This is a genomic window from Sphingobium phenoxybenzoativorans, assembly GCF_001757355.1.
Lineage (GTDB): Bacteria > Pseudomonadota > Alphaproteobacteria > Sphingomonadales > Sphingomonadaceae > Sphingobium > Sphingobium phenoxybenzoativorans.
Genome location: NZ_MINO01000007.1, coordinates 123,275 through 144,648, shown reverse-complemented (window position 1 = coordinate 144,648; position 21,374 = coordinate 123,275). Strand labels below are relative to the sequence as shown.

19 protein-coding genes are annotated in these 21,374 nt (G+C 65.2%); 9 read left to right on the top strand and 10 right to left on the bottom strand.

Annotated elements, in window-relative coordinates:
- Positions 1-535, top strand: a 535-nt coding sequence (locus tag BHQ40_RS06160; RefSeq protein WP_171905779.1) for a dihydropteroate synthase, incomplete at its 5' end; no start/stop codon positions are given.
- A 118-nt stretch (positions 536-653) separates the two neighbouring features.
- Here BHQ40_RS06160 and BHQ40_RS06155 read toward each other — a convergent pair.
- Genes BHQ40_RS06155 through ispG form a run of 7 tightly spaced genes read right to left on the bottom strand, consistent with a single transcriptional unit; the run spans position 654 to position 4,550 of the window.
- Positions 654-1,034 carry a TfoX/Sxy family protein gene (locus BHQ40_RS06155; protein ID WP_070154021.1) on the bottom strand — a complete coding sequence of 127 codons (381 nt, stop codon included), beginning with the start codon at positions 1,032-1,034 and terminating at the stop codon, positions 654-656.
- Positions 1,035-1,047: 13 nt separating this feature from the next.
- Positions 1,048-1,530, bottom strand: coding sequence for a GNAT family N-acetyltransferase (locus BHQ40_RS06150; RefSeq protein WP_070154019.1), 483 nt, complete (start codon positions 1,528-1,530; stop codon positions 1,048-1,050).
- Positions 1,531-1,548: 18 nt separating this feature from the next.
- Positions 1,549-2,460: a DMT family transporter gene (locus BHQ40_RS06145; RefSeq protein WP_070154018.1), complete on the bottom strand. Its 912-nt coding sequence runs from the start codon at positions 2,458-2,460 to the stop codon at positions 1,549-1,551.
- 7 nt (positions 2,461-2,467) lie between these two features.
- Complete coding sequence (locus tag BHQ40_RS06140) at positions 2,468-2,848, bottom strand: type II toxin-antitoxin system VapC family toxin (RefSeq protein WP_070154016.1); 381 nt, start codon at positions 2,846-2,848, stop codon at positions 2,468-2,470.
- Complete coding sequence (locus BHQ40_RS06135; protein WP_070154014.1) at positions 2,845-3,087, bottom strand: AbrB/MazE/SpoVT family DNA-binding domain-containing protein; 243 nt, start codon at positions 3,085-3,087, stop codon at positions 2,845-2,847. The genes BHQ40_RS06140 and BHQ40_RS06135 overlap by 4 nt, the downstream gene beginning before the upstream one ends.
- Positions 3,088-3,141: 54 nt before the next feature.
- On the bottom strand, positions 3,142-3,408 hold the full coding sequence (locus tag BHQ40_RS06130) for a hypothetical protein (protein ID WP_253183277.1): 267 nt from the start codon (positions 3,406-3,408) through the stop codon (positions 3,142-3,144).
- The gene (gene ispG / locus BHQ40_RS06125) at positions 3,405-4,550 is read right to left on the bottom strand and encodes a flavodoxin-dependent (E)-4-hydroxy-3-methylbut-2-enyl-diphosphate synthase (protein WP_070154012.1); all 1,146 of its coding nucleotides are present in this window, start codon (positions 4,548-4,550) and stop codon (positions 3,405-3,407) included. Before ispG ends, BHQ40_RS06130 begins: the two co-directional genes overlap by 4 nt.
- Positions 4,551-4,688: 138 nt before the next feature.
- Here ispG and BHQ40_RS06120 point away from each other — a divergent pair, with 138 nt between their 5' ends.
- Positions 4,689-5,615, top strand: coding sequence for an isoaspartyl peptidase/L-asparaginase family protein (locus BHQ40_RS06120; RefSeq protein ID WP_070153925.1), 927 nt, complete (start codon positions 4,689-4,691; stop codon positions 5,613-5,615).
- A complete protein-coding gene (locus tag BHQ40_RS06115) occupies positions 5,615-6,466 on the top strand; it encodes a S1/P1 nuclease (protein WP_070154058.1) in 852 nt (283 codons plus the stop codon). The genes BHQ40_RS06120 and BHQ40_RS06115 overlap by 1 nt, the downstream gene beginning before the upstream one ends.
- Positions 6,467-6,635: 169 nt before the next feature.
- Here BHQ40_RS06115 and BHQ40_RS06110 read toward each other — a convergent pair whose 3' ends face one another.
- From BHQ40_RS06110 to BHQ40_RS06100, 3 genes are all read right to left on the bottom strand, one after another.
- A complete protein-coding gene (locus BHQ40_RS06110) occupies positions 6,636-9,029 on the bottom strand; it encodes a TonB-dependent receptor (RefSeq protein ID WP_070153922.1) in 2,394 nt (797 codons plus the stop codon).
- Positions 9,013-9,963 (bottom strand): FecR family protein, encoded by a 951-nt coding sequence (locus BHQ40_RS06105; RefSeq protein WP_354320876.1) that lies wholly within the window; start codon positions 9,961-9,963, stop codon positions 9,013-9,015. The genes BHQ40_RS06110 and BHQ40_RS06105 overlap by 17 nt, the downstream gene beginning before the upstream one ends.
- Positions 9,964-10,042: 79 nt before the next feature.
- Positions 10,043-10,555: an RNA polymerase sigma factor gene (locus tag BHQ40_RS06100; protein WP_070153918.1), complete on the bottom strand. Its 513-nt coding sequence runs from the start codon at positions 10,553-10,555 to the stop codon at positions 10,043-10,045.
- A gap of 70 nt (positions 10,556-10,625) precedes the next feature.
- Between BHQ40_RS06100 and BHQ40_RS06095 the strand changes: the two genes are divergently transcribed.
- From BHQ40_RS06095 to glgX, 6 genes are all read left to right on the top strand, one after another.
- Positions 10,626-11,894, top strand: coding sequence for a serine hydrolase domain-containing protein (locus BHQ40_RS06095; RefSeq protein WP_070153916.1), 1,269 nt, complete (start codon positions 10,626-10,628; stop codon positions 11,892-11,894).
- Between the two features lie 101 nt (positions 11,895-11,995).
- Entirely contained in the window at positions 11,996-14,464 is a 2,469-nt protein-coding gene (locus BHQ40_RS06090; protein WP_070153914.1) for a glycogen/starch/alpha-glucan phosphorylase, read from the top strand.
- 34 nt (positions 14,465-14,498) lie between these two features.
- Positions 14,499-16,658 carry a 1,4-alpha-glucan branching protein GlgB gene (gene glgB, locus BHQ40_RS06085; RefSeq protein ID WP_070153910.1) on the top strand — a complete coding sequence of 720 codons (2,160 nt, stop codon included), beginning with the start codon at positions 14,499-14,501 and terminating at the stop codon, positions 16,656-16,658.
- A gap of 36 nt (positions 16,659-16,694) precedes the next feature.
- Positions 16,695-17,963 (top strand): glucose-1-phosphate adenylyltransferase, encoded by a 1,269-nt coding sequence (gene glgC / locus BHQ40_RS06080; protein ID WP_070153907.1) that lies wholly within the window; start codon positions 16,695-16,697, stop codon positions 17,961-17,963.
- Between the two features lie 7 nt (positions 17,964-17,970).
- Positions 17,971-19,404 (top strand): glycogen synthase GlgA, encoded by a 1,434-nt coding sequence (glgA, locus tag BHQ40_RS06075; RefSeq protein ID WP_070153905.1) that lies wholly within the window; start codon positions 17,971-17,973, stop codon positions 19,402-19,404.
- Positions 19,401-21,266, top strand: coding sequence for a glycogen debranching protein GlgX (glgX, locus tag BHQ40_RS06070; RefSeq protein ID WP_070153902.1), 1,866 nt, complete (start codon positions 19,401-19,403; stop codon positions 21,264-21,266). The genes glgA and glgX overlap by 4 nt, the downstream gene beginning before the upstream one ends.
- Positions 21,267-21,374 lie beyond the last annotated feature (108 nt).

Here is a 21,374-nt window from a genome sequence, read left to right as displayed (position 1 = left end):
GCTGGCGGCCGGGGCGTCGGTCGTCAATGATGTCAGCGCGCTGCTGCATGACCCGCGCAGCCTGGATGTGGTGGCGCGGGCCGGATGCCCGGTCGTGCTGATGCATGCGCCGTCCACGGGCGACGATCCGCATGAAAAGCGGGACGGCTATGCCGATGTCGTGACGGAGGTGTTCGACTGGCTGGAGGCCCGGATCGCCGCCTGCCTCGCGGCCGGCATCGGGCGGGACAGGATCATCGTCGATCCGGGGCTCGGCTTTGGCAAGTCGGTGCAGGACAATCTGGCGATCATCAACAATCTCGCGCTTTATCAGGGGCTGGGCGTGCCGCTGCTGCTGGGCGCCAGCCGCAAGCGGATGATCGGCGCGCTGTCGAATGAGGCAGGGCCGGACGCGCGCCTTGGCGGATCGATCGCGCTCGCCTTTCGCGGGGCGGAACTGGGCGCGCAGATGCTCCGCGTGCATGACGTGCCCGAAACGGTGCAGGCGGTCCGGGTATGGCGTGGCCTGCGGGATGCCGCGCTTTCGGCGGTTTAGAGGATCACAAGGCATTAGAACCCGTTCGCCCTGAGCTTGTCGAAGGGCTGTCTTTCTTAAGAAGGAAGGACAGGGCTTCGACAAGCTCAGCCCGAACGGAGTAATTAAAGCTCTGACATCACCCCTTCTTCACCTTCGCCTTCCCCGCAGCCTTCACCGGTGCCCGCAAACCCGCCTCCACCGCCAGCGCGGCCCAGCGGCGCATTTCGTCCGCATCGTCATACACCTCGTCGGGCGCCAGGCGGTATGGCATGGAGGACATCTTCCCGTCCTTGCGCTCATAGGTGAATGCGCGGCACCCGGCGGCTTCCCAGATCGCCTCGCTTTCCTTGTCGGCCTTCATCCAGAGCGCGCCGCCGAATGTCCCCGAATCCATGATCGCGAAGATGGTGCCGTTCAGGTAGAGCGTCGCCCCGCCCATCATCCGGCGCATGGTGACGGTCCCCATCGGCTCCAGCGCCTCGCTGATCCAGTCGATCAGGCCCTCATCAATGCTCATGCGGCGATGCTCATCATGCTGTCCCGGCAAGGCCCGTCAGCGCGTCGCCGTCCACCCGCATCACCGTCCACTCATCCATCGGCTTTGCGCCCAGCGACTTGTAGAAGGTGATCGACGGTTCGTTCCAGTCGAGCACCCACCATTCCAGCCGCGCGCATTCGCGCTCCACCGCAAGCTGCGCCAGCCGGACCAGCAACGCCTTGCCCGCGCCCAGCCCGCGCGCCTCCGGGTTCACGAACAGATCCTCCAGATAGATGCCGGGCTTGCCCTCAAAGGTCGAGAAATTGTGGAAGAACAGAGCGAAGCCGACCGCCTCTCCGTCATGTTCGGCGATCAGCACTTCGGCCATCGGGCGCGGACCGAACAAATGCCGCTCCAGCACTTTGATGTCCGCGCGGACTTCATGCGCAAGGCGTTCATATTCGGCCAGCGCCAGGATGAAGCCGTGGATCAGGTGGATGTCGGCGGCGGCCGCCTCGCGGATATGTATCGTCATGGGATGTCCGATAGCGGATCAGACCGCGCCTGTCTCGACATGCGCGGCGATTTCCGGCTGGCGGCGCGCGGCGATAAGGCATCCGGCCACGATCAGCGCCGTGCCCGCCAGCGTGCTGAGCGTCAGCCGCTCGCCGAACGTCAGCCAGCCCATGATCGCGGCCCAGATGAAGGCGGTATATTCCACCGGGATCAGATATTGCGCCTCCGCCCGCGCATAGGCCCAGGACAGCGCCATCAGCGACGTGAAGGCCAGCGCTGCGGCAAGGAAGATCAGCGGCGCATGCCCCATGTCCGGCGCCACGGCCAGGAACGGCGCGCCGCCCGCGAACACGCCAAGCATCACCAGATGCTGGAAAAAGGCGACCTCCACGGGGGACGCGACCGCCGCCTGCTGCTTCTGCAATATCAGGTTCCAGGCGAAAAGCGTGGCGGACAGCAGCACCGCCGCCGCACCCAGCAGCGCCTTTGGGTCATAATCGCCGCGCAACCGGCCCGACAGGATGACCGCGACGCCGGCAAGGCCCAGGATCGATGCGATGATGGCGCTGCGCCCGATGGTTTCCTTCAACAGCAAGGCGGCGAGGTAGAGCGCGATGATCGGCGCCAGAAAGGACAGCCCGATGGCCTCCGCCATCGGCAGATGGGTCAGGCCGAAGAAGAACAGGAAGGCCATGACCGCCACCACGGCCCCGCGTATCATGTGGATGCGCAGCGTCGACGCGGATGGCCAGGGATTGCGCAGCGCCGCCATGCCGATCACGCCCATCAGCGTTCCGGCAACGGCGCGCCATAGCAGGGCGTTGTATACGCCGATGGCCAGGCTCAGCCCCTTCATCGCCGCATCCATGACGGAAAACAGCGCCACGCCGCCGCAACAGACGGCAAAGGCGACAGGGAGCGCCACAGGCTTCACTGGAGGAGCGGGCATGGCGCGCCTAGCGGATCAATCGGATGTCGACGCCGATGTCGAGTTGCGCCCATGCGCGATCGGCGGTGAGAATGGGGAGACCGTTGATTTTTGCCAGCGAGAGGCAGGCTCTGTCGCCCATGGACAGCCCCAGATGACGTGTCTGGGATCTCAGCATTGCCGTCTCGATCGCGTGCGTTTCCCGGAAACTGCGGACGCGCAATTCAAAGCGTGCGATTTCGCGCTCCGCGGCGTCGCGCGGGACGCCCGCCTCGAACAATCTCGTATATACCTCGCACAGATTGACCACGGAAATTTGCGCAGAGCCCAGATGGGGTCTGACCCGCTCTATCCCCGGCTCGTCCAATATCACCGCCAATAATGCAGAGGTGTCGAGTATGCAGGTCACTCTTTCTCCGCTTCCAACCGTTTTTCGGCCAGAAACTCGTCGACCGTGAAGGGGTGTTTGATAAGGCTTTTAAATTCCGCCTGCACTTCCCGAACGACCTGATCATAAGTTTTGATCATCAGGCCGTTGCCCTCGCGCTCGATCACCAGCATGTCGCCCGTCTGAAAACCCAGTTCCCGGCGCAGTTCGGCGGGAATGACGATTTTTCCGCCAGCTATCACTTTCGCGCTATAGGTCATGATGGCCTCCACAGGTATCAAATCATAGCATGATACCCAAAGGCGGGAAACGTCTTATTCTGTGGGGTTGTGGGACGTCTTGCCGATCACCAGCTCGCCAATCTCCAGCCGGTCTATCCGCGCTTTCCCGATCCGTAGGCGGCCGATGGCCAGCGCCCCTATCGCGATGGCGCCAAGCGCGAATGCGCCAATAGCGATCGCGCCTATCGCGCCCGAACCCAGAGCGGACGCCCCGACGGCCGAAGCGCCAACGGCCTCCGCGCCAACCGCCCTTTTCCGCAGCGCCTTCTCTCCGGTCAGAGCTGTGGTCTTGGCCTTCACTCCGCCGCCTCGGCCTGTCCCGCATCGGTGGTGGCCGCCTCGATTTCCGCTGCCTTCGCCTCGACCAGTTTCACGATATGGTCGACCAGCCCGGCGTCCTGCACCGTATGGTCGGTGACCCCGGACAGATAGACCATATGCTTGCCATTGCCGCCGCCGGTCAGGCCGATGTCGGTCTCCCGCGCTTCGCCGGGACCGTTGACCACGCAACCGAGCACGGAGAGGGACAGCGGCGTGTTGATATGCTGGAGCCGTTCCTCCAGCGCCTGTACGGTGCGGATCACGTCGAAACCCTGCCGCGCGCAGGACGGGCAGGAAATGACCTTCACGCCGCGCGTGCGGATGCCGAGCGATTTGAGGATTTCATAGCCGACCCGCACTTCTTCCTCCGGCTCTGCGGAGAGGGACACGCGGATGGTGTCGCCGATTCCGGCCCACAACAGATTGCCGATGCCGATGGCGCTTTTCACCGTGCCGCCGATCAGGCCGCCTGCCTCTGTAATGCCGAGGTGCAATGGGCAGTCGACCGCCTCAGCCAACTGCATATAGGCGGCAACCGCGAGGAACACGTCGCTGGCCTTCACCGCCACCTTATATTCGTGGAAATCCTGGTCCTGCAGCAGCTTGATATGGTCGAGCGCGCTTTCGACCAGCGCCTCCGGGCAAGGCTCGCCATATTTCTCCAGAAGGTCGCGTTCCAGAGACCCGGCATTGACGCCTATGCGGATCGCGCAGCCGTTTGCCTTGGCCGCATCCACCACTTCCTTGACGCGGGCCTCGCTGCCGATGTTGCCGGGGTTGATGCGCAGGCACGCCGCGCCAGCATCGGCCGCTTCCAGCGCGCGCTTATAGTGGAAATGGATGTCCGCGACGATCGGCACGCGCGCCGCGCGGACGATCTGCTTCAGCGCCGCCGTCGACTCCTCGTCAGGGCAGGAGACGCGGATGATGTCGACGCCTGCGTCCTCGCACCGGCGGATCTGGTCGATGGTCGCTTTCGGGTCGGATGTCAGCGTGTTGGTCATCGTCTGCACGGTGACGGGCGCGCCGCCGCCCACGGGGACATTGCCGACCATGATCTGGCGGCATTCCCGGCGGGCGATGTCGCGCCAGGGGCGAAGGCCGGGATTATGTTCGGACATGGAAAGCGTACTCCTGGGGTATTGCCGCCCCTATAGCGAGTCACGGCTCCGGTTGCGAGGGGGACGCTATCCCCTTAATGGGATGCCGGAGTCGGATTGGGGAGCCGCTCGCGTCATGCTTCGCCGGAGTTCCCATCGATGACCACCCCAAACTGGACGCTTGTGATTCACGGCGGAGCAGGCTCCATGAGCCGCACCAACCTGAGCGCGCAGGATGATGCGGCCGCCCGCGCCGGGCTGTCGAACGCTCTCGACGCGGGCGAAGCCATTTTGGCCGCGGGCGGCAGCGCGCTCGATGCGGTTGAGGCGGCGGTGCGCGTGCTGGAGGATGATCCGGCCTTCAACGCCGGGCGCGGATCGGTATTCACCTTCGAGGGCGCGATCGAACTGGACGCCGCCGTTATGGACGGCGCAACGCGCGATGCGGGCGCTGTGACCGGCGTAACGCGCACCCGCAACCCGGTCAGTCTGGCGCGGGCGGTGATGGAGAAAAGCCCCCATGTGTTGCTCAGCCGCGAAGGCGCAGACGGCTTTTCCGTCGAGCAGCAATTGGGGCAGGTCGATCCCGAATGGTTCGCCATCCCCGAACGCCGTCGCCAGTTGGAGGAAATGAAGGCGCGCAAGTCCGGCGCGTTCGATATCGACATGAAATATGGCACGGTCGGCGCGGTGGCGCTGGACGTGCACGGCCATGTCGCCGCCGCCACCTCGACCGGCGGGCTGACCGGCAAGCGTTGGGGGCGCATCGGCGATTCCCCGATCATCGGCGCGGGCACCTATGCCGACGACCGGTCCTGCGCGGTGTCGTCCACTGGTGCGGGCGAGTTCTTCATCCGGGCGGGCGCGGCGCATGAAATCTGCGCGCGCGTCCGCATGCTGGGCGAGACGCTGGAGCAGGCGGGGCAGGCGGTGTTTGCGGAGATCAAGGCGATGGGCGGCGTCGGCGGTGTCATCATCACCGGCCCGTCCGGCGAAAGCGCCTGGATATTCAATACGCCCGCCATGTACCGCGGGAAGGCCAGCGGCTCCGGGGAACGGCGCGTCGCGATCTACGGGGACGAATGATGCGTTTGCGCATCGTCGCCACCCTCGCTTTCCTTATCGCCTTTTTGCCCACGCCCGCCCTCGCCTGGTGGGAATATGGGCATGAGACCATCGCGACTATCGCCGCCGATAATGTAAAGCCGCAGACCCGGCGCGCCATCGCCGCGCTGCTGCGCCATTCTGGCGAGCTGGATACGCCGTCATGCCCCGCCAGGACCATCGAACAGGCCAGCGTCTGGGCCGACTGCATCAAGGCGCTGAAGGACCGGTTCAGCTACGCCTATAGCTGGCACTATCAGAATGTCGGCATCTGCAAGCCCTTCGACGTGAAGGCCGCCTGCCCGGATGGCAACTGCGTCTCGGCGCAGATCGACCGCAACGCCCGCTTGCTCAAGGATCGGACCCTGCCGGTGCGGGAGCGGGTGATGGCCCTCGCATTCCTCGTGCACTTTGTCGGCGATATTCATCAGCCGCTGCACGCCGCCGACGATGGCGATCTGGGCGGCAACCGGCAGAAGGCGGATTATGGCATCGTCGCCAATGACCGGCTGAACCTGCACACCATCTGGGACGGCTACCTATCGGAACGGGCGATCTCCGCGCCGCCGTCGTTGATCCGCGTCTATTCGGCGGAGGAACGCGCGGCGATGGGGGGCGGCGCGACCGATGACTGGAGCCGCGAAAATTGGGAGATCAGCCGCGACATGGCCTATGCCACGGCGCGGGGCGGCGATCCCTGCGCAGCGCCCAAGGATGCGCGCGGCAAGCTGAGCGAGGCGCAGATCGCGGCGCTGGTGCCGGTCGTGCGGCTGCAGGTGCAGCGGGGCGGCCTGCGCCTCGCAAGGATGCTGGACGAAGCGCTCGGCGGATAAGGCAAGGTGGGGAGCCACGAGCGGGACGGGGATTCAGGGACTGAAATATGTGTCCCGCCCGTGGCTGAATCGGCAGGCCCGGGGGAGGGTCTGGGGGTCGTGGACCCGCCGTTCCTTCCTTAGACGGCGCACCGGATTCCGAACCGTATCCCGGCCCGAAAAATATCCCTCAGAACCGGAATTCCACGCCGGCCCGCACAGTGCGCGGCCGCATCGGCGTATATTCGTCGCTCTCCAGATCGAACGGCGTACCTAGCGCAAAGCGGTTGCCGGACAGGTCGAGCAGGTTGGTCACGTCGATGGAGAAGCGCACTGGCCCGCGCGTCCAGTTGCCCGACAGCGACGTGTCGACATAATCGCCCTGCTCCCTGCCGAAGATAGGGCCGACGCCCAGGCGGGACTTGCCGACATAGCGGGCAGATGCGAGCAGGCGGACCGCATCGCCGTTGGAGAGCATAGTATTGTAACTGGCGCTCAGCCGCCCGCCCAGATTGGCGACGTTGGGCAGCGACAGCGACCGCCCCTCATAATTCAGTGTCCGCAGATAGGATGCAGGCTGGCTCAAAAGGCTGCCATTATAGATCATGCTGGCGTCGATGCTGAACCCCGCCGCCGGGGTCAGAACCACGCGCCCCTCCAGCGTGAAGATCCGCCCGTCGCCGATGTTGGTGGTCGTGGGCAACCCGCGCCGATCGGTCAGGTCCGCCTGAATATTGTTCCAGTCGGTATAGGCGACGCTGGCGGCCAGGGCGATCGGGTCATAACCGGGCGCGCCGTGCCGCATGCCCGCCTCCAATGTGCCCACCCGGTCGTTGCGGAAGCGGGTGACATGATAGTCGTCCACGGCGAGGCCGCCGGGCCGGAACCCCTGCTGGTAACGCACGAACAGCGTCACGCCCGCGATCGCGTTGGTGAGTATGGAGGCCGATGGCAGGAAGATGGTTTCGCGCCGGTTCGCCTGCGCCTCCGCCATTGCGACATCGGTGAAGGAAATGACGGGTTCCGGGGCCAGTCCCAGGTCGGTCGCCGATCCGCTCAGCCGGCTGCGCGTCACCCGCCCGCCAAATGTCACGATCAGCGCGTTGAGCGGCTGCACCGATGCTTCGGCAAAGCCCGTCCATTCCGACAGGCGGTTGCGCACGCCCGTTGATGGCGTCGGCAGGCCCGGTGGCCCCAGCGTACGGGTGATCGAGGAGCGGTTGTTCAGATAGCTGACGCCGATCAGCCAGCCCAGCCCGTCATGAAGATCGCGCGAGAGGCGGTTCTCCGTGGAGAAAAGCTCCGTGCGGTTGCGCTGGAAATAAAGCTCCGGCGGCCGTCCGTCCTGCGTCGCGTCATAGCGTTCGGACAGGCGGTGCCTGACGACCCCGGTGGTCGACACGAAGCTGATGTCGTCCCAGCGCCGTTCGATCCGCGCATTGGCCAGCGAATAGCCGGATGCATAATTTTGCCCGAACGGCGTTTCCCGTTTCAGCCTGCCGATGCTCCGGCTCGCATATTGCGCGTCGTCGCCCTGTATCCGCTGGTAAAGACCGCTGATGTCGATCGTCCAATTGTCGTCCGGCGCGAAACGCAACGCCGCGCGGCCGCCCTCTACGTTGGTGCGGTTGACGTCATTCTTGTTGCGCAGGATGTCGTCGATATAGCCGCCTTCGGTGCTGGCATAGCCGACGATGCGCAGGCCCAGCTTGCCGGAAACGATGGGCAGGTTCAGGGTCGCGCTGGTGTCGCCGCCGGGCGCGCCATGCTGGGTGGCGGAAACGCCCGCGCTCACCTGTCCCCCGAAGTCGCTGAGGTTGGGCGCATTGGGGACCAGGCGGATGATCCCGCCCAGCGAACCCGCGCCGTAGAGCGTGCCCTGCGGCCCTTCCAGGACCTCGACCGCCGCCATGTCATAGAGGCGCAGGTCCGGGTCGGGCGCGGCATAGTTCAGGCGCATGTCGCCCAGATATTGCCCGGTCGTCGCCTGGGTCGGCCCGGCGAACCCGGAATCGGCGATGGCGCGGATGAACAGCTTGTTGCGGCCCGCGCCCGCATAGGTGGAGCTGAGGCTGGCGACCCGGGCGATCAGCGCGCTGGTGCCGCCCGCCGCATCGGTCCCGCCGAACGCCCCGGTGTCGACGATCTCGACCGTCCCGGCGAACCGGCCGATGGGCACCTCGCGTTTGGAGGCGGTGACGATGATGTCCTCGCCCGGTCCTTCCTGGGCGGGCAAAGCGGGGGCATTCTGCGCGGCGGGCGCTCTGGCGATGGCGCGCGGGCGGGGTGCGCGGACGATGCGCCAATTCGCGTCGTCGATGCGTTCCGCCTTCGCGCCCGTGCCTGAAAGCAGGCGGGACAGGGCCTGACCGACCGACAGGCGGCCCTTGACCCCGCGCACGGAAAGGTCGGCGAGCCACGGGTCCGATGTGCCGATGCTGCTGCCTGTTTCCTTGCCAAGCGCGATGATCGCGTCGCCCAGCCTGCCCGGCGCGATGTCGATATTCTGCCGTTCGGCGGCCCCGGCGGGTGTCGCTGCGACGAGAGCAGCGGCGATGCAGAGGCGCTCAATCCCGCGTGGCATCGGTTCCCTTCAACAGCCAGCCGCCATCCTGGCGCATGGCCTCGACTCCCAATAGCGGCGCGGTGCCTTTAAGCAACTGCGCCGGATCGCGATCCAGCAGGATGGTGCCGGTGAAACGCGATGCGGCCGCCTTTGTATCCACGCGCACCGCAACGCCCAGATTGCGGCTGAGATCGCCCGCAACCTCCGTCAACGACACATTGCTGTACGTCAGGCGGCCCGCCTGCCAGCCGGTGACGGCTTCGAGCGCGATCTGGCCGACGACAACCGCTTTCCGGCCCTCCGTCATGCGCAGGGATGCGCCAGCGGGCAGGGCGATGGCCTCATTTTCGGGGTTGTAGATCACTGCCCCTTCGGCGACGCCGACACGCATCACGCCGCCGTCGCGGGTGACGTTGAATATCGTGCCCGCATCTTCCAGCACGACGCCGCCCACAGTGACGCGGAACGGGTCCTTCTCGTCATGGGTGACGGTGAAGATCGCCTCGCCCTTGTCCAGCGCGGCGAAACGGGGATTGGCATGGTCGAGGCGCAGGGTGGAATTGCCGTTCAGCGCGATCTTCGTGCCGTCCTGCAGCGCAATCTCGCGGCGTTCGCCCGCGCCGGTGCTGACCGAATAGGGATCGGCGCGCTCCAGCGTGCCGAGCGAGACGATGCCCACCAGCGCCGCGGCGATGACGCCCGCCCCGGCCCAGCGCCAGCGCTTCCACAGCGGCGCGCCGGGATCATTGGCCGGTACGGGCAGGCTGCGCTCCGGCGGCAGGATTTCGGGCAGGTCCGCATCGGCGCTCGCCAGCCTGTCATAGGCGGCGGCATGCTCCGGCGCAGCCTCCAGCCATGCGGTGAATCCGCCCCAATCGGCAAAGTCCGAATCGCGGGTTCGGATAACCCAGTCGAGCGCCTGCTCGTCTATCATGGCGTTGTGCCCGGTCATGAAAATTGCGTCCCCACAAAGGCAGACGCCGCGCAACGGACATATCCGTCATTTGTCCGTGGATGGGTGCCGGGCGCGCTCATTCCGCGTCGAACCTCTGCTTGAGGGCGATCAGCGCGCGATAGGCTTTCTGCAGGTCCTTCTCCACCGTGGTCAGGCTGACGCCCAGGTCGATCGCGATCTGCTTCTGCCCGACGCCATCCAGCCGAAACCGGCGGAACACGGTTTCCACACGCGGGCCAAGATCGCGGAGGACGGCTTCCGCTTCGCCCAGCCGCTGTGCGGAGATCATCTGTTCATCGGCGGGCGCATCCATGGACTGCTCGACGATCTGGCCGGTGCCGCCATCCACCCAGTCCTGTTCCCGCTTTTCCCGCCGGGTCGACGACCGGTACTGGTCGAGCATCAGATTATTGGCGGCGCGGTAAAGATAGGGCAGCGGATCGGCGACCGGCCCGACATCCCTGGCGCTAAGCTTTACCCACATGTCCTGCAACACATCCTCCGCCCGGTCGCCCGCGCCGCGCGCGCGGAGAAAGCGGAGCAGGGCGGTCCGGTTTTCAAGAAAGACGGCTTCGAGGCCCGATGCCATAGTGCGAGGTCATTCGTCAGAAAGCTGCAGGACATGCCCCATAGCGGGCGGGAGGCATGCTTGGCAATGCATGGCCGTGCGCCTAAACGCTTTGCCGATGACCGGCGTGGACATAATGCTTGCCAAGGAAATGGGCTTCGACCCCGCAAGGCTGGCGCAGATCACGCCTTTCCTGCGCGACCGCTACGTCGATCCGGGCCTGTTTCCGCACGCGCAGATTCTGGTGTCGCGCCATGGCCGGCCGGTGCTGTCGGAATCGATCGGCGCGGCGCGGGAGGATGGGACGCCGCTTGCCGGCGACGCGCTGTTCCGCCTCGCCTCCATGACCAAGCCGGTGACGTCCGTCGCCTTCATGATGCTGGTGGAGCAGGGGATGACCACGCTGGACCAGCCGGTGCAGGACCTGATCCCGGAACTGAGAGACACTGGCGTCTATGCGGGCGGCGGCGGAGGCGAGCCGTTCGTGACGACGCCCGCCGCCGCGCCGATGCTGCTGCGCGATCTGCTGCGCCATACATCGGGCCTGACCTATGGCCTTCAACAACAGAACCCGGTGGATCAGGCTTACCGGACGCTCGGCCTCGACAGCTTCCGGCCGCAATGGACATCGGACCAGTTCATGGCGGTGATGGCGGAGCCGCCCTTGCTATTCTCGCCCGGCGCGTCGTGGAATTATTCGATGGCGACCGATGTCCTGGGCGTCGTTGTCGAGCGGCTTTCCGGCATCAGCCTTGAGGCGTTTTTTGCGGACCGGATATTCGGGCCGCTGGGCATGGCGGACAGCTTCTTCCAACTGCCCGATGACCGCACGGACCGGCTCACCGACGCCTGGTCCGTCGAGCCGGGGAAGCCGCCCGTCCTTTTCGATCGCGGAGGAAAATCCCGCTGGCGGATGCCGGATCGTTTCTACTCCGGCGGCGCGGGCCTGCTGTCCAGCGCGGCAGACTATCATCGTTTCTGCAGGATGCTGCTTTGCGGCGGCGCGCTGGACGGCGTGCGTCTGCTTTCGCCCGAAACCGTTGCGCTGATGACGGCCAACCATCTGCCCGGCGGCGGCGATCTGTCGCAATTTCCGCATTCCGTATTTGGCGAGCCTCAGAATGCGGGCATCGGCTTCGGCCTGGGATTCGCCGTCACCATGGACCCGGCAAAGGCGGGATTGCCCGGCACGCCGGGGGAGTTTTACTGGGACGGGCTGTTCTCCACGTCCTTCTTCATCGACCCTGTGGAACACCTGATCTGCATATTCATGACGCAGGTCATGCCCTCCTTCGCCTTCTCCATCCGCCGGGAGTTGAAGGCGCTCATCTATTCGGCGCTCAGCGAAACATATCTTTAACGTCCAGGGTCATATTGCTGCAGCGCAAAATGTCCCTTGGCAGCGGCCGCTGCCGGTGTCATCCTGCCGTTAACCAAGCGCGAAAGGGGATCGCTCTACCCATGAACGTCACCAGCCAGACCCCGTTGCCGAAACCGGCGCCCCGTCAGTCCGATCCCGGCATCCTTGCCAATGAAATCGTCGAGCGCCTCACCTATCGCATCGGCAAGGATGCGAAGGCCGCCAAACCGCACGACTGGCTGCACGCGGTTATCCTCTCGATCCGCGACCGCGTGATCGACGCCTGGATCGCATCGACCCACAAGACCTATGAGGAAGAAGGCCGCCGAGTCTATTATCTCAGCCTGGAATTTCTGATCGGCCGCCTGATGCGCGACGCCGTGTCCAACATGGAATTGCTGGATGAGATGACGCAGGCGCTCTCGTCGCTCGGCGTCGATATCGATGTGATTGCGGAGCTGGAGCCGGATGCGGCGCTTGGTAATGGCGGCCTTGGCCGTCTCGCCGCCTGCTTCATGGAATCGATGGCGACGGTGGACGTCCCCGCCTATGGCTACGGCATCCGTTATGTGAACGGCATGTTCCGGCAGGAGATTTCGGACGGCTGGCAGGTGGAGCTGCCCGAAACCTGGCTGGCGCACGGCAATCCCTGGGAGTTTGAGCGGCGCGAGGCGAGCTATGAGGTCGGCTTCGGCGGCCTCGTCGATCCCGCGGCCGATGCCGACGCCAGCCCCAACCAGATGGTGTGGAAGGCGTCGGAGCGCGTCATCGCCACCCCCTATGACATGCCGATTGCCGGATGGCGCGGCAAGCGCGTCAACACGCTGCGCCTGTGGACTGCGCAGCCGATCGACCCGATCCTGCTCGACGCCTTCAACGCCGGCGACCATCTCGGCGCGCTGCGCGAAAGCAACCGGGCCGAGGCGCTGACCCGCGTTCTCTATCCCGCCGACAGTTCGCCCGCCGGGCAGGAGCTTCGGCTGCGGCAGGAATTCTTCTTCTCCTCCGCCTCGCTGCAGGACATCGTTCGCCGCCACATCCAGTATTTCGATGATGTCCGCACCCTGCCGGACAAGGCGGCGATCCAGCTCAACGACACCCACCCCGCCGTTGCAGTGACGGAATTGATGCGGCTGCTGCTCGACGATCATGGCCTCGATTTCGACGAGGCGTGGAGCATCACCCGCCGCACGTTCAGCTATACCAACCACACGCTCCTTCCCGAAGCGTTGGAAAGCTGGCCGGTGCCCCTGTTCGAGCGGCTTCTGCCCCGGCACATGCAGATCGTCTATGCGATCAACAGCCGCCTGCTGGCGGAGGCGCGGCGCAAGGGCGGTTTCGACGATCAGGCCATCGGCACTATCTCGATCATCGACGAGGGCGGCGAGCGGCGCGTGCGCATGGGCAACCTGGCTTTCGCCGGATCGCACAGCGTCAACGGCGTGTCGGCGCTCCACACCGACCTGATGAAACAAACGGTGTTCGCCGATTTCCACCGGCTCTATCCCGACCGGATCAATAACAAGACCAACGGCGTCACCTATCGCCGCTGGCTGATGCAGTGCAATCCGGGGCTGTTCGGCCTGATCCGCGAAGCCATTGGCGACAAGTTCATGGACGATCCCGAAGCGCTGCGGGAGCTGGACGCCTTCGCCCATGACAGCGCGTTTCAGGACAAGTTCACCGCCATCAAGCGCGCGAACAAGGAGGCGCTTTCCAACCTGCTGCGTCAGCGGATGAACGCCCGCATCGATCCGCTCGCTCTGTTCGATATCCAGATCAAGCGCATCCACGAATATAAGCGCCAGCTCCTCAACATCATCGAGGCGGTGTCGCTCTACGACCAGATCCGCTCGCATCCCGAACGCGACTGGGTGCCGCGCGTGAAGCTGTTCGGCGGCAAGGCTGCGCCCAGTTACCACAACGCCAAACTCATCATCAAACTGGCCAACGATGTGGCCCGCGTGGTCAACCACGACCCCGCCGTGCAGGGCCTGCTGAAGCTCCAGTTCGTGCCCAACTACAATGTCTCGATGGCGGAGATCATGATCCCCGCCGCCAACCTGTCGGAACAGATTTCGACGGCGGGCATGGAGGCGTCGGGCACCGGCAATATGAAGTTCGCGGTCAACGGCGCGCTCACCATCGGCACGCTCGACGGCGCGAATGTCGAAATGCGCGATCATGTCGGCGCGGAGAATATCGTGATCTTCGGCCTCACCGCGGACGAGGTGAACCAGCGCCGTGCGCAGGGCTATGAACCGCGCAAGGTGATCGAGGCGTCCGCTGAACTGTCCCAGGCGCTGACCGCGATCCGCTCCGGCGTATTCTCGCCCGGCGACCCGGATCGCTATCGCGGCCTGATCGACGGTATCTATGACCATGACTGGTTCATGGTCGCTGCGGACTTTGACAGCTATGCCTCGGCCCAGCGCTCGGTGGACACGATCTGGAACGATCATGACGCCTGGGCGTCGAAGGCAATCTATAATGTGGCCCGCATGGGCTGGTTCTCGTCGGATCGCACCATTCGCGAATATGCGACCGACATCTGGAAGGTTCCGGTGTGACGATTGCTGTCGATAAGGCGCATATGAGCAGAGGGTGCTGAGTCCGGACCGGATCGAAAGGCTGGTCCAGGGTTTCGACGATGATCCGTTCGCGCTGCTGGGTGTGCACCCGGACGGCAAGGGGCTGGTCGCGCGCGTCATGCTGCCGGAGGCGGAGGCGGTCACTGCCTATACGCTGGCGGGGAAAAAGGCGGCGGAGCTGGAACGGCTTCACCCCGGCGGCCTGTTCGCGGGCAAGCTGTCGATCCGCAAGCGCCAGCCCTTGCGCTATCATGCCGTCTATCCCGGCGGCGGCGATTATTGGTTCATTGATCCGTACAGCTTCGGCCCGGTGCTGGGTCCGATGGACGATTATTATATCGCCGAAGGATCGCATGTTCGCCTGTTCGACAAGATGGGCGCGCATGTCATGGAGCATGAGGGCGCGGAGGGAACGCATTTCGCCGTTTGGGCGCCCAATGCAAAACGGGTGTCGGTAGTCGGCGACTTCAACCGCTGGGACGGCCGCCGCCATGTCATGCGCTGCCGCCGCGACACTGGCATCTGGGAAATCTTCGTGCCGCAGGTCGGGGCTGGCGCGGCCTATAAATATGAGATTATCGGGCCGGACGGCGTCACCCTGCCGCTGAAGGCCGATCCCTTCGCCTTCCGGTCGGAACTGCGCCCGGCGACCGCCTCGGTAGTCGCGCCCGTGCCTTCGCACGCATGGACCGATCAGGCCCATCGCGACCATTGGGCGAAGGCCGATCCGCGCCGCCAGCCCATCTCCATCTATGAGGTTCATGCCGGGTCGTGGCAGCGCGACCCGGATGGCAATTTCCTGCACTGGGATGCGCTGGCCGAGCGGCTGATCCCCTATGTGGTGGAGATGGGATTCACCCATATCGAATTCATGCCGATCAGCGAATATCCCTATGATCCGTCATGGGGTTACCAGACGACCGGCCTTTACGCCCCCACCGCCCGCTTTGGCGAGCCGGAGGGTTTCGCCCGTTTCGTGGAGGGCGCGCACCGGGCCGGCATCGGCATCATCCTCGACTGGGTGCCCGCGCATTTCCCGGTCGATGATCATGGCCTCGCCCAGTTTGACGGCACGGCGCTTTACGAACATGCCGACCCGCGCAAGGGCTTCCACCCGGACTGGAACACGGCAATCTACAATTTCGGACGGCGGGAGGTCTCGTCCTTCCTCGTCAACAATGCGCTGTTCTGGGCGGAGCGTTATCATGTCGATGCGCTGCGCGTCGATGCCGTCGCCTCGATGCTCTACCTCGATTATTCCCGCAAGGAAGGGGAGTGGCTGCCCAACGAACATGGCGGCCGCGAGAATCTGGAGGCGGTCGCCTTCCTCCAGTCCATGAACAAGGCTTTTTACGGAAGCCACCCCGGCACGATGACCATGGCCGAGGAATCGACGAGCTGGCCCGGCGTCTCCCTGCCCGCACATGAGGGCGGCCTCGGCTTCGGGTTCAAGTGGAATATGGGCTTCATGCACGACACGCTGGAATATCTGAAGCGGGAGCCGATCCACCGCCAGCATCACCACAATGACATCACCTTCGGCCTGCTCTACGCCTTCAGCGAGAATTTCATCCTGCCCTTGAGTCATGACGAGGTGGTCCACGGCAAGGCGTCGCTGCTGCACAAAATGTCCGGCGACGACTGGCAGAAATTCGCCACCCTGCGCGCCTATTATGCGATGATGTGGGGCTATCCGGGCAAGAAGCTGCTGTTCATGGGGCAGGAGTTCGCCCAGCGCGCCGAATGGAGCGAGGAACGGGCGCTGGACTGGCACCTGCTCGACCACGGCCCGCACAGCGGCGTGCAGTCGGTCGTGCGCGACCTCAACCGCCTTTACCGCAGCATGCCCGCGCTCCACGCCCGCGATTGTGAGGGCGACGGGTTCGAATGGCTGCTGGCCGACGCCGCCGCCGATTCCGTATTCGCCTGGGTCCGCAAGGTGCCCGATGCGCCGCCAGTGGTCGTCATCAGCCATTTCACACCTGTCACACGCCACGGCTATGGTCTGCGCCTGCCGATGGAGGGCGTATGGCGGGAGATCATGAACAGCGACGCATCCGACTATGGCGGCAGCGGCGTCGGCAATGCGGGGCGGGTCATCGCCGGGCCGGATGGATGGGCGACGCTCACCATTCCGCCGCTCGGAACCATAATGTTAACACCGGACGTTTAGCGCAGGCGGCCGTGCAGGGCCGGGGGCTGGAGAAACATGAGTAATACACACAGGCGACATCAACCTCTGGCCCGCGACGCCATGGCCTATGTCCTCGCCGGGGGGCGGGGCAGCCGCCTCAGCGACCTGACGGATCGCCGCGCAAAGCCCGCCGTCCATTTCGGCGGCAAGGCGCGGATCATCGATTTCGCTTTGTCCAACGCGCTCAACAGCGGCATCCGCCGCATCGGGGTCGCGACGCAATATAAGGCGCACTCGCTGATCCGGCATTTGCAGCGCGGCTGGAACTTCTTCCGCTCCGAACGCAATGAGAGCTTCGACATCCTGCCCGCCAGCCAGCGCATCTCCGAAAACCAGTGGTATGAGGGGACGGCGGACGCGGTTTACCAGAATCTCGACATCATCGAATCCTATGCGCCGGAATATATGGTGATCCTGGCCGGGGACCATATCTACAAGATGGACTATGAACTCATGCTCCAGCAGCATGTGGATAGCGGCGCGGACGTGACGGTGGGCTGCCTGGAGGTGCCCCGCATGGAGGCGACCGGCTTCGGCGTCATGCATGTCGATGCCAATGACACCATCACCGCCTTCGTCGAAAAGCCCGCCGATCCGCCCGGCATTCCGGGCCAGCCCGATATGGCGCTGGCGTCGATGGGCATCTATGTGTTCAACACCAAATTGCTGGCGCGCGAATTGAGGCGCGACGCCGCGCTGATCGGCAGCAATCGCGATTTCGGCGGCGATATCGTCCCCTATCTGGTCAAGAACGGCAAGGCGGTCGCCCACCGCTTCACCAGCAGTTGCGTGCGCGCCGAAAGCGAGCGAGAAGCCTATTGGCGCGATGTCGGCACGATCGACGCCTATTGGCAGGCGAATATCGACCTCACCGATGTCATCCCGCCGCTGGACATCTATGACAATAGCTGGCCGCTCTGGTCCTATCAGCAGGTCACCTCGCCCGCGAAGTTCGTGCATAATGAGGATGGCCGCCGTGGCTCCGCCACCTCCTCGCTGATCGCGGGCGGATGCATTGTGTCCGGCTCGTCCCTGCACCGCAGCCTTCTCTTCTCCAACGTGCGCACCCACAGCTTCTCGTCCGTGACGGAAAGCGTGATCATGCCGGGCTGTGAGATTGGGCGCGGCGCGCGCGTGCATCGCTGCGTGCTGGACGCGGGCGTCAATATCCCGCCCGATCTTGTCATTGGCGAGGACCCGTTGCTCGACGCGCAGCGTTTTCGCGTATCGGAAGGGGGCGTCTGCCTCGTAACCCAGCCGATGATCGACCGCCTGGCCCTCTGATCCGCCCATGAAGATCCTCTCGGTCGCGTCTGAAATCTATCCGCTCATCAAGACCGGCGGGCTTGGGGATGTCGTCGGCGCGCTGCCGCTGGCGCTTACGTCCCACGGCATGCAGGTCCGCACGCTGGTCCCCGGTTACCCATCCGTCCTCTCGCGGCTGGTGAAGCCGAAGAAAGTCCACGCCTATGATGCGCTGTTCGGCGCATCTGCGACGATCCTGTCGGCCAAGGTCGGTGATCTTGACCTCTATGTGCTGGACTGCCCCGCCTTCTTCTCGCGGGAGGGCGGCCCCTATGCCGACTGGCGCGGCAATGAGTGGAACGACAATTGGCGGCGCTTCGCGGCGTTGTCCTGCGTCGGCGCTGACATTGCGGCGGGGGCGCTCAAGACCTGGCGGCCCGATCTGGTCCACGCCCATGACTGGCAGGCGGCGATGACCCCAGCCTATATGCGCTTCGGCATGGCGGCGAACATCCCGAAGGTTGTGACGATCCACAACCTCGCCTTTCAGGGGCGCTATGGTCAGGACATCTTCCCGCAGCTTGGCCTGCCGCCGGAGGCATGGGGCGTCGATGGCGTCGAATATTATGGCGGCACGGGTTTCCTGAAAGCGGGCCTCGTCTCCGCCGACGCGATCACCACCGTCAGCCCGACCTATGCCGAGGAAATCCGCCAGCCTGAAAACGGCATGGGCCTCGATGGCCTCGTCACTGGCCGGGCGGACAGGCTGCACGGCATCTTGAACGGCATAGACGCTGCGCTCTGGGACCCGGCGACGGACCCGGACCTTGTGCGCCCCTTCTCCCACCGCTCTCTCGCCGCGCGCAAGGCGAACCGCCGCGCCGTGGAAAAGCGTTTCGGCCTCAAGCGCGACGGCGCGCCGCTGTTCGTCGTCGTCAGCCGGCTGACCTGGCAGAAGGGCATGGACATGCTGGCCGATGCTGTCGACCATCTGGTCGGCATGGGCGGCAAGCTCGCCGTGCTGGGGTCGGGCGATCACCCGCTGGAGGGCGCGTTTCTCGCCGCTGCCGACCGGCACCGGGGGCGGGTCGGCGTCCAGATCAGCTATGACGAGACGCTCGCCCATCTGATGCAGGCGGGCGGCGACGCTATCCTCATTCCCTCGCGCTTCGAGCCCTGCGGCCTGACCCAGCTTTATGGCCTGCGCTATGGCTGCGTGCCGGTGGTGGCGCGGGTCGGGGGGCTGGCCGACACAGTGATCGACGCCAATGAGGCGGCGATCGCGTCCGGCGCGGCGACCGGCGTCCAGTTCGGCCCGCCCAACCCCTATCAGCTTCGTCGCGCCATCACCCGCACGATCGAGCTTCATGCCGACCGCGCCGCTTGGACGATCATGCAGCGGACGGGCATGCGCGCCAATTTCTCTTGGGACCGCAGCGCCGCCCGCTATGCCGCGCTCTACCGGTCGCTGGTTGCATGAACCCCGGCGACCTGCCGCCCCTTGGACCTAGGCTCGAAAAGGGCGGCACCCGCTTCACCGTCTGGTCCGCCGCCGATGCGCTCTCGCTCTGCCTGTTCGAAGGCGACCGGGAGGAGCGGCTGCCGATGGAGGGGAACGGGCAGGGGCTGTTCACCCGCTTCGTCGCCGGCATTGGCGCGGGGGCAAGCTATGGCCTGCGCGCCGAGGGACCTTATGACCCCTCCAACGGCCTGTGGTTCGACCCGGCCAAGCTGCTGCTCGATCCCTACGCCACCGCAATAGACCGGCCGTTCATCTATGATCCGCGCCTCGCGGAATATGGCCATGACACCGCCGCGCTCATGCCGAAGGGTGTCATCAAGCGCGCGCTGCCCGCCCGCCCGCACCACCCGCCCAAATTCACGCCGGGCGGCCTGATCTACGAGCTTCAGGTCCGCGCCTTCAGCAAGCTGCACCCGGCCGTGCCGCCCAAGAAGCGCGGAACGATCGCCGCGCTCGCCCATCCGGCGGTCATCGATCATCTGAAGAAACTGCATGTCAGCGCCGTCGAGCTGATGCCCATCAACGCCTGGATCGACGAACGCCATCTGGGTCCGCTCGGCCTGACGAACGCCTGGGGCTATAATCCGGTCAGCTATTTCGCGCTCGACCCCCGCCTCGCGCCCGGCGGCCTTGCCGAACTGCGGGCGACGGTGGATGCGCTGCACGACGCTGGCATCGGCGTCATCATGGATGTGGTTTTCAACCATGACGGCGAAAGCGACGCGCTAGGCCCAACCCTGTCGCTGCGCGGCCTGGATGCGCGCCGTTATTTCCGGCACGAGGCCAATGGCGCGCTGATCAACGACACCGGCACCGGGAACAGCGTGGATTGCAACAATCCGGTCGCCCGCCGCCTGATCCTCGACTCATTACGGCACTTCGTCCGCCATGCCGGGATAGACGGCTTCCGCTTCGATCTTGCCCCGGCGCTCGGTCGCCTGCCCGGCGGTTTCGATCCGGCGGCGCCGCTCCTGCTGGAAATGGCCGCCGACCCGATCCTCGCCGACCGCATCATGATCGCGGAACCCTGGGACATCGGCCCGGGCGGCTATCAGCTCGGCAATTTCGCCGACACCTTCCTCGAATGGAATGACCGCTACCGCGACGACTTGCGCAGCTTCTGGCGCGGCGATGCGCACAGGCTTGGCGCGCTGGCGACCCGCCTGGCCGGATCGTCGGACATCTTCGGCAAGGGCGACCGCACCCGCTCCGTCAATTTCCTCGCCGCCCATGACGGCTTCAGCCTGGCGGACGTCACCGCCTATGAGCACCGCCACAACGAAGCCAATGGCGAGAATAACCGCGACGGCCACGGAGAAAATCTGAGCTGGAACAATGGCATCGAAGGCGAGACCGGCGAGCCGGACATCATTGCCGCCCGCCAGCGCGACATAAAGGCATTACTTTCCACCCTCTTCGCCTCACGCGGCACGATCATGCTGACGGCGGGCGACGAGTTCGGCCGCACGCAGCAGGGCAATAACAACGCCTATGCGCAGGACAATGCGATCACCTGGCTCGACTGGAAGGGGCGCGACCTGACGCTCGAAGCGCACAGCTTCGCATGCGCCGCCCAACGCGCCGCCACCCCTGCATTGATGGCGACGCGCCTCCTGACCCCCGATGACGTCCAATGGCTGCGCCCGGACGGCGGCGAGATGACGGACGCCGACTGGAACCGCCCGGACGGCAACGCGCTGGTCATGCGTTACCGGGACGGACCGGCAATCTGCGTCAACCGCAGCGGGGCGGCGATACGCTTCACGGTCGAGGGCATCGCACCGTTCGACGTGGCTGCCCGCTCGGTAACGATCGTCTAGAGCGGACCGCGTTTAGCCCCCCTCCCGTTCGGGCTGAGCCTGTCGAAGCCCTGTCCTTCTTAAAAGTGCAGGGCTTCGACAGGCTCAGCCCGAACGGAAAATGCGGCA

Coding starts and splice junctions, on each gene's coding strand:
- BHQ40_RS06135 (WP_070154014.1), bottom strand. CDS start 3,087: ATGACCTATAGCGCGAAAGTGATAGCTGGCGGAAAAATCGTCATTCCC.
- glgX (WP_070153902.1), top strand. CDS start 19,401: ATGAACCCCGGCGACCTGCCGCCCCTTGGACCTAGGCTCGAAAAGGGC.
- BHQ40_RS06090 (WP_070153914.1), top strand. CDS start 11,996: ATGAACGTCACCAGCCAGACCCCGTTGCCGAAACCGGCGCCCCGTCAG.
- glgA (WP_070153905.1), top strand. CDS start 17,971: ATGAAGATCCTCTCGGTCGCGTCTGAAATCTATCCGCTCATCAAGACC.
- BHQ40_RS06115 (WP_070154058.1), top strand. CDS start 5,615: ATGCGTTTGCGCATCGTCGCCACCCTCGCTTTCCTTATCGCCTTTTTG.
- BHQ40_RS06095 (WP_070153916.1), top strand. CDS start 10,626: ATGGCCGTGCGCCTAAACGCTTTGCCGATGACCGGCGTGGACATAATG.
- BHQ40_RS06120 (WP_070153925.1), top strand. CDS start 4,689: ATGACCACCCCAAACTGGACGCTTGTGATTCACGGCGGAGCAGGCTCC.
- BHQ40_RS06110 (WP_070153922.1), bottom strand. CDS start 9,029: ATGCCACGCGGGATTGAGCGCCTCTGCATCGCCGCTGCTCTCGTCGCA.
- BHQ40_RS06155 (WP_070154021.1), bottom strand. CDS start 1,034: ATGAGCATTGATGAGGGCCTGATCGACTGGATCAGCGAGGCGCTGGAG.
- BHQ40_RS06150 (WP_070154019.1), bottom strand. CDS start 1,530: ATGACGATACATATCCGCGAGGCGGCCGCCGCCGACATCCACCTGATC.
- glgC (WP_070153907.1), top strand. CDS start 16,695: ATGAGTAATACACACAGGCGACATCAACCTCTGGCCCGCGACGCCATG.
- BHQ40_RS06100 (WP_070153918.1), bottom strand. CDS start 10,555: ATGGCATCGGGCCTCGAAGCCGTCTTTCTTGAAAACCGGACCGCCCTG.
- BHQ40_RS06145 (WP_070154018.1), bottom strand. CDS start 2,460: ATGCCCGCTCCTCCAGTGAAGCCTGTGGCGCTCCCTGTCGCCTTTGCC.
- BHQ40_RS06105 (WP_354320876.1), bottom strand. CDS start 9,963: ATGACCGGGCACAACGCCATGATAGACGAGCAGGCGCTCGACTGGGTT.
- ispG (WP_070154012.1), bottom strand. CDS start 4,550: ATGTCCGAACATAATCCCGGCCTTCGCCCCTGGCGCGACATCGCCCGC.